Annotated in this window: 10 protein-coding genes, 2 tRNA genes and 4 pseudogenes; 9 read left to right on the forward strand and 7 right to left on the reverse strand. The window is 47.2% G+C overall.

What is annotated here, in order from left to right; all coding sequences use genetic code 11:
• A partial coding sequence (locus tag F3I20_RS23435; RefSeq protein WP_150059941.1) for an Rpn family recombination-promoting nuclease/putative transposase occupies positions 1-234 on the forward strand: 234 nt, incomplete at its 5' end.
• A 134-nt stretch (positions 235-368) separates the two neighbouring features.
• Here F3I20_RS23435 and F3I20_RS24505 read toward each other — a convergent pair.
• Positions 369-497, reverse strand: coding sequence for a DUF4113 domain-containing protein (locus F3I20_RS24505; RefSeq protein WP_223813139.1), 129 nt, complete (start codon positions 495-497; stop codon positions 369-371).
• A gap of 23 nt (positions 498-520) precedes the next feature.
• Here F3I20_RS24505 and F3I20_RS23445 point away from each other — a divergent pair, with 23 nt between their 5' ends.
• Entirely contained in the window at positions 521-808 is a 288-nt protein-coding gene (locus F3I20_RS23445; RefSeq protein ID WP_150015938.1) for a hypothetical protein, read from the forward strand.
• On the opposite strand, the pseudogene F3I20_RS23450 reads toward F3I20_RS23445, so the two are convergent.
• The 4 genes and pseudogenes from F3I20_RS23450 to F3I20_RS24295 all read right to left on the reverse strand — a co-directional run bounded on the left by F3I20_RS23450 (position 784) and on the right by F3I20_RS24295 (position 3,550).
• Positions 784-1,377 (reverse strand): annotated as a pseudogene (locus F3I20_RS23450) (DUF1367 family protein). The gene F3I20_RS23445 and the pseudogene F3I20_RS23450 sit on opposite strands and share 25 nt — an antisense overlap.
• Before the next feature lie 481 nt (positions 1,378-1,858).
• Positions 1,859-2,746, reverse strand: a complete 888-nt coding sequence (locus F3I20_RS23455; protein ID WP_150015939.1) for a hypothetical protein — start codon at positions 2,744-2,746, stop codon at positions 1,859-1,861.
• 419 nt (positions 2,747-3,165) lie between these two features.
• Positions 3,166-3,339 carry a hypothetical protein gene (locus F3I20_RS24045; RefSeq protein ID WP_156085421.1) on the reverse strand — a complete coding sequence of 58 codons (174 nt, stop codon included), beginning with the start codon at positions 3,337-3,339 and terminating at the stop codon, positions 3,166-3,168.
• Between the two features lie 19 nt (positions 3,340-3,358).
• Entirely contained in the window at positions 3,359-3,550 is a 192-nt protein-coding gene (locus F3I20_RS24295) for a hypothetical protein (RefSeq protein ID WP_223811746.1), read from the reverse strand.
• Positions 3,551-4,085: 535 nt separating this feature from the next.
• Here F3I20_RS24295 and F3I20_RS23465 point away from each other — a divergent pair.
• The 7 genes and pseudogenes from F3I20_RS23465 to F3I20_RS23500 all read left to right on the forward strand — a co-directional run.
• Positions 4,086-4,748 carry a class I SAM-dependent methyltransferase gene (locus F3I20_RS23465; RefSeq protein WP_150015940.1) on the forward strand — a complete coding sequence of 221 codons (663 nt, stop codon included), beginning with the start codon at positions 4,086-4,088 and terminating at the stop codon, positions 4,746-4,748.
• Positions 4,749-4,901: 153 nt separating this feature from the next.
• Positions 4,902-4,976 (forward strand) — tRNA-Ile (locus tag F3I20_RS23470).
• A gap of 1 nt (position 4,977) precedes the next feature.
• Positions 4,978-5,053, forward strand: a tRNA-Thr gene (locus F3I20_RS23475).
• Between the two features lie 210 nt (positions 5,054-5,263).
• A complete protein-coding gene (locus F3I20_RS23480) occupies positions 5,264-5,539 on the forward strand; it encodes a hypothetical protein (protein WP_150015941.1) in 276 nt (91 codons plus the stop codon).
• Positions 5,540-5,578: 39 nt separating this feature from the next.
• Positions 5,579-5,761, forward strand: a complete 183-nt coding sequence (locus F3I20_RS24510) for a DUF333 domain-containing protein (RefSeq protein WP_150015942.1) — start codon at positions 5,579-5,581, stop codon at positions 5,759-5,761.
• A 775-nt stretch (positions 5,762-6,536) separates the two neighbouring features.
• Positions 6,537-6,695: pseudogene (locus tag F3I20_RS23490) on the forward strand (transposase); the annotation flags it as partial.
• 340 nt (positions 6,696-7,035) lie between these two features.
• Positions 7,036-7,278 (forward strand): annotated as a pseudogene (locus tag F3I20_RS23500) (Tn3 family transposase); the annotation flags it as partial.
• Here the strand turns inward: F3I20_RS23500 and F3I20_RS23505 are convergent.
• A pseudogene (locus tag F3I20_RS23505) lies at positions 7,265-7,402 on the reverse strand (DUF4113 domain-containing protein); the annotation flags it as partial. The pseudogenes F3I20_RS23500 and F3I20_RS23505 sit on opposite strands and share 14 nt — an antisense overlap.
• A 144-nt stretch (positions 7,403-7,546) precedes the next feature.
• Positions 7,547-8,635, reverse strand: a 1,089-nt coding sequence (locus F3I20_RS23510) for an amidohydrolase family protein (protein ID WP_150019665.1), incomplete at its 5' end; no start/stop codon positions are given.

The raw sequence follows: 8,635 nt of genomic DNA on the forward strand, positions 1-8,635 counted from the left end.
GTGCCGCAACACGGAGACGCACTTATGACCATCGCACAGCAGCTTGAGCAGAAAGGCATCCAGAAGGGTATCCAGCTAGGCAGGCAGGAAGGCAGGAAGGCAGGCAAGCTGGAAGGCAAGCTGGAAGGCAAGCTGGAAGTTGCCCGCACCATGCTGCAGAACGGCATTGACCGCAATACCGTCATGAAAATGACCGGCCTGACGGAAGACGACCTGGCACAAATCCGCCACTGACTTATTCAGCGGCCTCTCCGGCCGCGCTGCGGAGCCGCCGGGTACAGCCTCCGAGGCTTTCACTGCCCCATCGTCCGGTGGTGCACAGGTCATTCTGCACCTTCAGAAACATCACGGGCTTCAGCACAATCTCGTCAGGAATGAGGCCCCCGTAATGCCTTACCAGCACCTTTCCCTCGCTGTACCCGGAACGTTAGTTCAGCGAGGCAGGTGGTATAGCGGGGCGACAGCATTTCGCGTTTCATCTGCCAGGAATTGCGCAGATAGTAGCGGCCTGTTCAGGTGAATGAATGATCTGCCGGTTATGCTCCGGCAGATTTTCCATGCAGACCGGACAGTGATCAACAGTTTCAACGATACAGCCGCCGCGACGCTGGCATATGTGCATCGTGTTCTGGAGGATCGCGCACTGGTGGCACATCGACGCATCACAGGTGTAGGGTTCGAACGGGGATATGCATTCCGGCTGATGCTGGCTCGGCGGGTACCCCAGATGGCCATCGCAGAGCAGCGTTACCGGCGCGCCGCAGAAAATGCAGGATTGTTTCTTCACGCTGCGTACTCCCACAACTGAGCAGCGGCGTTTTCTGCTTCCTGAGGCGTACAGAATGGGCGATTAAGAATGTGCAGCCAGAGCACATTAAGAACGGCCTTATAAACCTGCCGGAATTCGTCTTCACTCATGCTGGCGAATAAGATGGAGTGCGCCTCACGGCGAACGGTGCCGTCCGGCAGAATGAATTCATCGTAAAAACCAGCGGTCATGACCGCCCATTTACGATAAGCCTCAAACGATTTAACCAGTACCACGCCATCAGCGCGCTGGTGCTCAATGCGCGCAAGCCAGGCATCCAGCGTTGCATCGAGAATATTACGTTGGCAGGTCATCGAAATCAGAAAATTAACTTAGCCACGCAGGAGCAGTTTCTCTGACTCAACGACTGCGCCGGCGATCGGCGTCCAGTACTGAAAGTCCAGATTGAGCAGGGAGAAGAAGAGTTTGTGGAAGCGGTAATTACGCGCCTGGCGGACGTCGCAGTTAAGCAGAACGCCAGGTTTGAGGCGACGCACAAATTCGCTGGCTTCGGGCGTGGCCGGAGTCAGGGTCTGGGGTGCGGATTTTATGAGGTGTATCTGTGTCATCAGGTCATTCTCATCTGATGCACAGCTATGGTAGCCAGTTGTTCAGGCTGGCGAAAATATTATAACACAGGGCCGGGAAATGTTGAGGATTGTGTGCATTGAGGTCCGCTACAACAAAATAAAGAGGTGGCGGGGAATGCTCCCCGCCGGTTGCTCTTACTTAGGTTCGTAATCCATGAATACAATAACCTCCGTGTGGCCGGTTCGGATGCGGATATCACTTTCGGCGTCTAAAAGGCCGCATCTATGTTGTCGTAATATGAGAATGCATCAAATTGATTTATATTCACGTGAGGCTTTTCATTTACTACTTTCGGCAAATGACTAAGACAGAAATCTTCAAGCGTACGCGGTGATCAAATCTAACATCTTATCAGTAGCTCGGCGTAACACCAGATTGTTTAATACCACAAATATTACATCACCGACCAATCCGCCACCTTATTATTCAACATGCAGCATTCGACCCATAACGCATAACTTATTTCCGAGAGGACGGCTTAACTTTCTGATCTGCTTCCGAGTAAGAAAATACATTATCATTAGTTGGATCGATTGAGATCACTGGAACCCAAAGCCCAGTTGTATCAAAATATTTTTGTTGTTCTAAGCGTGCGCTATCCAACCATTCACTATCTTTATAATACCACAGAGCTTGAATGTGATCTTTTGAAGGGTCGGTCGCACTCCAGAATGTCGGAGATGTATTCACTATTAGCTCGTTATTTCCACGTTCCCCAAGAAGGAGGGAAGCCTTTAAAGCAGCATTAAAGGTCGATGCATTATGACTACTAAAAGAGCATGCTTTTTCAGAATTTATTGGTGGAGGTAATTCTTTGTATTTTGCGACCCATTCTTCAGCGGTATTAACGCCCTGCTCTTTACATGTACTATTATCAACATCCTCATTCCTCGCCTTCTTAATTGACATAGGTTCTCCACACCCATTATTAAGTCGTTCCCCACTCATTGCATTTACTGGAAAAAAACATCGCGTACTGTACTCATCATCTTCTCTTGCTTTTAAAATTATACCAAATGTTTTCGCCCATAAATTCACTCCTATATCCTTTCTTATATAACTAAATTGTAGAAAATTATCGCTATCTCTTATATACGGAGTCCATGTATCAATTTTACCCGGTTGTTCATTAACCCTAACAACAATACCTGAACAGTAATAGGCTGGGTTCCCGTTACAGTTTTCATCAGTTCTATTATATCTTTCATTGAGCAGCAATGCTGTCTTTATCCCGTCAGATGTGTTTGCAAAAGAACTTGCTGAGCAGCCTAAAAGTAAAGCCCAAGTAACTAAAAATTTTATAATTAATAAAGGAAACCTATTTGCTAAGTGAGTCATTACTTTCATTGGGCATTCTTCTCCTTTGACTGAAAATTAAAGATTGCGTCTGTAACTATAGCACCCAGACTAATCAAAATTATAAACATAAGATAAACCCTTCCGGGGTCTCGCATATTAAATTCCTGTTATTACTTTATATTAACAAAGAGCAAATGTTACATTTTTATTAGTTTTACTATTATAGTGATGATGAGTATCGCAACTGCCTCAATTATTGTATAAAATGTATATGTTGCCTGCGCTGCACGCAGCAGCTGGTCGAATTCGTTATACCGCGTGATGTATACCAGTTCGGCTTCACTGAAGCGGATCGGCATCCTTGATTTTCTGGCCACCGTGCGCCGGTTCACCGCTACAGATCGCTCATAAAAACGATCGCTGACACTGTGCAGACAGTAAGCACGGTGCCGGCCACGGAGTAATGTTTACATGCGGCAGCTGGGTAACCCTTTAAGTACTTTGTGCGCCACCCAGAGACTTTCCGGATCGTAGCCAGAACGGGCTTTGCGCAGCAGCACGTGCATATCCGACACCGTCAGCGTTTTGCCGAGGATAAGTTTTGCCAGCTCTGCGCCGGTGATTTTCGTAAGTTTTCCCAAAGTATGTTTCTCCTGTTGGCTAAGAATTTTTGCCCTGCAGGCGGGTATGCACCTGCGATCTGAAACTTCCCCAGGTAAAATTTACCCAGGTGCTGTCGTTCATTTTCAGTCGGTCCATCACCCGTTCACCCAGCAGCTGCGTCAGCGACGCATGATTCAGGTTCGTCAGTATCCCGACCGGGCGCAGCGACACGTAGAACGCCAACTTCATCGATGACAAGCAAATCAACGTCACACAGACCGTCGAGAAACGCCGCCTCAGACATGCTGCCGTCATAGGACGCTCTGAGCTGCGTTATCAGGTCCGCTACCGTCACGATCAGTACCGTTTTGCCATCGGCAATCAGCTGATTACCAATCGTGGTAGTTCCTGCTTTCGTAAAACTGGCAACGGGCTATATGCATTTTTATCAGATTGGCTTTTCTGGAGGTCATTAAGTAATGAGCAACAAGCTTTTGTCTGTAAAACTACAGAGAGATATTCTCAGAGCATTATCCATTTTTCACCCGCATCCAATGACCACCAGGCAGTATCTGAGCTGCTTTGATGATGTCGACGAGTTCAGGATGCTTGCAAATATCGAAGAACTCATACGCCAGGGTTTAGTTCATCATGAAGCCATAAGATGTTGTAATGGAGAGCAGTTTTTATGCCTTAACCGATTAAGGCTTGAGAGTGAAGGATATGTAATAGCTTCTGCCGAATAATTTTGCAAACCATAAGAGTACACAGGAGAAACTTTACTATGGAGTTTGATAGCCAAAAGGGAGCCCAGGTCTATACTCCCCTTTCCCTGAAGATTTATGACTGGTGGGTGCTGAACATTTCTAACACCTATGCATGGCAGTGCAGGACCAGACCAATTCTTTTGGACCACTTCCAAAAATTTATGGGTGAGAACCATATGGATATAGGTGTCGGAACTGGATTTTACCTCTCGCATACTTCAAAGAAACCGCAAAATTTCACTCTACTTGATCTTAATCCTAACAGTTTAAAATCTACGAGCGAGCGCATTGTTCCTCAGTTCACAGTACGATCCATTCAGCACGATGTTTTTATGCCACTACCCGCAGATCTGAATAACAGCTTTGATTCAGTATCCATGTTCTACCTGCTTCATTGTTTACCGGGAAGCATGAATACCAAAGAAATTGTGATTTCTAACGCAGCTTCAGCGTTGAAAGCTGATGGTACACTATATGGAGCAACCATACTCGGCTCTGGGGTTACTCATAATAAATTTGGCACAAAATTAATGTGCCTTTATAACAAGAAGGGGATATTTAATAACTGGCAGGATTCGGCTGATGGCTTACGTGCAGCTCTTGACGCTCACTTTCGGGAAGTCGACGTCAAAGTTTGCGGAACAGTAGCTCTATTTTCCGCGTCAGGTAAAATTGAATAGCCTGTTGAGATAGCGTTGAAGCGTCCGCCGCTATGCTTCCTTCGCTGCGGTGAATCCCCCTATGCGGCGGGGCTTAAGCTGAAAGTGCAGAATACTAAGCGGGTCGGTCTGGCTTTGCCGACTCACCGGGAGGCACCCGGCACCGCAGCATCCGGCCCCTTAGCTCAGCGGTCAAAGCGTGCGACTCATAATTGCCCGGTTGCTGATTCAAATCCAGCAGGGCCACCATGCCGATTTAGCTCAGATGGCAGAGCAGCTGATTCGTAATCAGCAGGTCATCCGTTCAATTCCGGTAATCGGCACCATAAAGCGGCCATCGTATAATGGCATTACTTCAGCTCCCCAGGCCAATGTGCGGGTTCGATTCCCGCTGGTCACACCATCATAGCCAATCCATTCATCACATTCCTTCACGGCCAATGCTCAAAGCTCGCCTTCTCAATGTGCGTCATTGACTAACTGTTGCTTTCAAATGATTTAAAATCCGCAAAAAAGTGATTTCACATGGAGGGGCAATGAAAACCAGTTTTTCTGACAAATCCCAGTGGGGCATTCTCGAATATCTTTTTCGTATTTATCCGCGGACGATGAGTGAATTAGAAATCTGCCGGGAATTTGGTCCCATTAGTAACAAAGGTCTGGTCGCTAACATCCGCCAGCTGATATCTGACGGGAGTGTTGAACAGAAGGCAATAGTGAAGATCATGGGGAGAAATACCGTTTCGCCCGATGGACTGAAACTGACCCGTGATGGTACGCGTCTGGTGAGAAAGTCACTGCGCAATAACTGATTTAACTGTGTATTACTCCTGATAAATTGAGGCAAAAATATGAAGTGGTTAACCGTGACAGCCTGTCTGGGTGTGCTGACTGCCTGCAGTTCTTGCCCTGTGGAGAAAAGTTCAGCAGATCGTTACTGCCATCTTCAGGGCGGAACCCTGTCTTATAAAAAACGACTTTTTGGTAAAACCGGATACTGCACCCTGCCTGATGGTACCAGGATTGAGCACTGACCGTTATACCTTAAAAATTGCGTTTTGCCCTAGAGTCAAATCACCAGGGAAGATTTGAGATCTGGCAATAGATACCATACATGACCAATACGTAAAGGCCAAACCATCCGACCAGCAATACTTTGGTTGGAAGTCTTTTCACACCATCACCTTAAGAGAAGCAGTAATCCGTGTATCAGGCGAATAAAAACCATATGAAGACGCAATAAGCTATAACGACGGACGCAATCAGGATTGCTTCTTTTTTATTTAACTTAAACGTACTCATATTTAACAAGATAAATAATCAACCGAATTAAAACGCCACTAAAAATACGCGTTTATTCTTGCGTTTTTACACTGGTGTCATCAATGGAGATAAAATTGACTAAAATCAATAGTGCCCCTGAACAAGATGATTTCGTTTAACTAATATTTCATTTAATCATCGCATAATTCCTTTCGTGAGAGCGACCTCATTACGAAGCTGTATAAACTTCATGTAATTACATCGGTATTCGGTGACGCCCATTATTCCGGGCGTTTTTTTCAAGTTTGTATGCTGTCTCGTGATGTTGTAAAGCGCTTTGAGGTAATTCCTGTTTATCCCGTGCTGACCATGCCTCAGTGGCTGCCAACTATTCAGGGGTGTTACGTTGGCAGCCTTCGTCTTTTCGTTTTCTGGGTTCAATGACGGCTGGAGTTGGCATGCTAAAAGCTGTTCCGAATAGCAGGCTGTTTCCCTCAGTAGACTGAGTTAAAGTAATAACTACCTGTTTCGAGAACATATTAAATCATGGCTCGCTACGACCTTCCCGATGAAGCATGGACCATCATCAAACCCTTATTGCTTCCCGAGCCCGCTACAAGACGAGCCGGCTGCCCATGGGCTGAGCATCATAAAATTATTAATAGCATGTTCTGGGTGTTGTGCTCTGGTGCGCCATGGCGCGATTAACCCGAACGATATGGGCCATGGAAAACTGTTTATAACCGCTTATTTCTTCGCAAAAAATGGAAATGAGACTGGCCTGTTGCTCTCCCGGCATTGCCCATGGCCAGAATGCCATACGTTCTATGACTTCAAAAAACAGGGGATTAACCTCGACTATTTGCAGTGGCAGTAGAAATAACGGCAGCGTGGTTGAAAAGTAGAGGGAACGTTAGGCCAGCACACCACGCATCATGGCGCGATGAATTGTTCCTGCAGGGATCCAGGCTGCACGGCGGGGTGGAAGCTGGCACAGGGTTTGTTCCAGTTCAATCGTGATACTACCCGACGCTGAAAAGGGCAGCTGATGACGAAGGTGTCCCTGTGGAATACCGTCTATATGGAAAGAGCTATCGATCCCCTGAAGCGTAAGGGGCTGAAGATGAACAAGCAACTGTTGTCGCATTTTTCGCCGTTGGGCTGGGAGCACATCAATCTGACAGGCGATTATACCTGAAAAAGCAACCGAATACCGGCTTCCGGTATGTTTCGTCGGCTGCGACCAGCCAAAGCCGAAAGGTCAAAAAATAACCTTAACGTACAATAATTTTCGATATCCAAACTGACCCCGTATAGCGGGGCGACAGCATTTCGCATTTCATCTGCCAGGTATTGTCCGTTCCCTGGCCCGTGAACCAGACCTTCCCGAGTCCTGAGCTGTTTATCCTATCAGCGGCCATCAGCATCATTACTATGCGTTACGTGCTTTACAGTGCTTCCCTGGCCGGAAAAGTCCTAGTGAACTCTTTTTTCAGGAAATGCTGCTGCATGTAAGCGATGAGCCTCCGGCTAGCAGCGGAGGCTCAAAAGCAAACCTATGGAGCAGACTGAAATCCTTTTAACTCCTGAACCTGTTTAACCGTTTTACGCGACATAAAACGCTGAACAGTCCTGCTGTTCGTGTTAATCAGGTCTTTTAAACTCTCGTCCGTGTAAATTAATTTTCCGTCTTCCTTAAGTATACGTCCGTGAACCATGACCGTCTCAACATTGGCCGGTTCAGCGTTCAGGGGTATCTGTGTCACCCCATCAAAATTAACCGCCATATTGGGTGACTGTGGATTAATGATGATCAGGTCAGCAGATTTCCCTTTTTCAAGCGTACCGGTAATGTCCTCCAGTCCCAGGACTTTTGCCCCTTCACTGGTCGCCATCAGCAGGACCTCACTGTAGTTCGGATAAACATCCGGCGATTCGTGCTGGGCACGCTGCAGACCGACAGCGGTTTTCATCAGGCTGAAAAAGTCGGCGTTATCATTGGTGCCGCCATCAAGTCCCAGGCCAATGGTCAGGCCTGCACTGTGCAGTTTTCCCAGCGGCATGATGCCACTGGCCAGCCGCATGTTACTCAGCGGATTGTGAGTCAGCCGGGCACGGGAATCTGCCATTTGTTTTATATCGTCGTCATCGACGTGAATAACATGATTCAGTACCAGAGGACGTGAGAAGGCCCCGGTTTCAGTCATGACCCTTTTCTGCTCATGCTTTTTATCCTGAGCGCTTTCGGCATAATGGACGTTTAAAGGAACGTTCATTATCCGGGACATCTGAACGGAATTAGCCATCGAATCCTGAAGAAAGTTGGCGGGATGCCCGGATATCTCAAACGTTCCGAGAGGGTCTTTATCGATCCGTTCTTTTATTTTAAACGCGTTGCTGTCGAAATCTTTGTTGTTATGTGGGTAAAAACCATACACATAACGCAGCCCCGACTGCTGCAGCGCCTCAAGCCCGCCGTAAGCCTGTCCTTCTGAGAAGGTATGGTTCCAGTCCATGACGGTCGTGATGCCGGTGTTAATCAAATCATAAGTGGCAAGGCGAACGGCTGCGAACCCTTCTTTATGCGTGATATCGGTCTGTACAAAGTCACAGTCAGAGAGCCAGGCGAAAAGCTCCTGTTTATT

Source organism: Candidatus Pantoea gossypiicola (genome assembly GCF_008632075.1).
GTDB lineage: Bacteria > Pseudomonadota > Gammaproteobacteria > Enterobacterales > Enterobacteriaceae > Pantoea > Pantoea gossypiicola.

Excerpts from the sequence above, each read along its gene's own strand:
- F3I20_RS23445 (WP_150015938.1), top strand. The coding sequence starts at position 521 with ATGAATGATCTGCCGGTTATGCTCCGGCAGATTTTCCATGCAGACCGG.
- F3I20_RS23480 (WP_150015941.1), top strand. The coding sequence starts at position 5,264 with ATGAAAACCAGTTTTTCTGACAAATCCCAGTGGGGCATTCTCGAATAT.
- F3I20_RS23455 (WP_150015939.1), bottom strand. The coding sequence starts at position 2,746 with ATGAAAGTAATGACTCACTTAGCAAATAGGTTTCCTTTATTAATTATA.
- F3I20_RS23465 (WP_150015940.1), top strand. The coding sequence starts at position 4,086 with ATGGAGTTTGATAGCCAAAAGGGAGCCCAGGTCTATACTCCCCTTTCC.
- F3I20_RS24295 (WP_223811746.1), bottom strand. The coding sequence starts at position 3,550 with ATGAAGTTGGCGTTCTACGTGTCGCTGCGCCCGGTCGGGATACTGACG.
- F3I20_RS24510 (WP_150015942.1), top strand. The coding sequence starts at position 5,579 with ATGAAGTGGTTAACCGTGACAGCCTGTCTGGGTGTGCTGACTGCCTGC.